Source organism: Actinoplanes sp. NPDC048791 (assembly GCF_040650095.1).
In the GTDB taxonomy this organism is placed as follows: domain Bacteria; phylum Actinomycetota; class Actinomycetes; order Mycobacteriales; family Micromonosporaceae; genus Actinoplanes.
Genome location: NZ_JBEZGQ010001644.1, coordinates 1 through 1230 on the forward strand (window position 1 = coordinate 1; position 1230 = coordinate 1230).

The following is a 1230-nucleotide window of genomic DNA, read 5'->3' on the forward strand; positions in this document are numbered from 1 at the left end:
GCCGAGCCGACCACGACCCCCAGACTGAACGGGACCAGCGCCAGCCCCGCCCCCACCGCGGAGATGCCCAGCTCCTGCTGAAGCGACAGGGTGGCGAGCACGCCGGTCGAGCTGGTGGTCGCGGTGTTGACGAAGGACACCGCCGTTCCCGTACGCAGGTTCGCCGAGGCGAACGCCGCCCGGGGCACGAGCGGCGCGCTGACCCGGCGCTGGTGGACGACGAACACTGCCCCGGCGGCCAGGCCCGCGACGATCAGCAGCGCGCCGGCCGTGCGGGCGTGCGGGTTCTCCAGCGCGGAGGCTCCCACGATGAGGGCCATCACCGCGCCGGTCAGCAGGGCGGCGCCGGTCAGGTCCAGCCGCACCGGCTCGCGTTCGCCCGGCGATCGGGGAATCACCAGCCGGACCGCCACGACCAGGACGAGGCCGACCGGCACGTTCACCCAGAAGACGGCCCGCCAGTCGAACACGTCCGTGAGCACCCCGCCGACCAGCAACCCCAGCGCACCCGCGGCGGCACCGCTGGCACTCCAGGCGGCCAGCGCACCGCGGCGGTCGTCCGGCTCGGGGCTCGCGTCCAGCAGGAGCCGTAGTGCGGACGGGACGCTGATCGCGGCGGCCGCGCCCTGGAGCCCGCGGGCCGTGACGAGCTGCACCACCTCCTGCGCGCTCGCGCCGACCAGGCTGACCAGCGCGAAGGCCGCGCAGCCGAGCAGCAGGACGCGGCGGTGGCCGTACCGGTCCCCCAGCCGGGCGCCCAGCACCAGCAGGCCGCCGAAGAACATCGCGTAGACGGTCGCCAGGACGGGGGTGGCCGCGGGCGGCGCCGACACGCCCGACAGCATGGCCGGCAGCGCGGTGATGCCGCTGGTCACGCCGAGCACATCGACGAACTGGATGCCGCAGAGCACGGCCACGGCGCGGCGGGAGCCTCCTGCCATGATCTGCACGCTACCCGGAGCCTTCTGCGGTCCCGGGAAGGTGGTCCGGGGCGGCCGAAACGTTGCTCGCCGCCCGGAAGTTTCTTCGAGATCCCGATCGCATTGCCCGGGCGCGGCACCGGCCTCTACGGTCATCGCGGCGGACCGGGCAGATCGGGACGGACAGGGAGGCGGTGCCGATGGCTGACGACGGCTCCGGCTTCCTCGCGTTCTTCGACCGCCATCACGTCGAGCTGTCCCGGCTGGCGTACCTGCTGACCGGCGACGCGGCCGGCGCGGACGACCTGGC

General features: G+C 74.5%; 1 protein-coding gene. It reads right to left on the reverse strand.

The annotated features are described in order from the left end of the window. The coding region (locus tag AB0C29_RS49250) for an MFS transporter (RefSeq protein WP_360835398.1) at positions 1–941 on the reverse strand (941 nt) is incomplete at its 3' end. Between the last annotated feature and the right edge of the window lie 289 nt (positions 942–1230).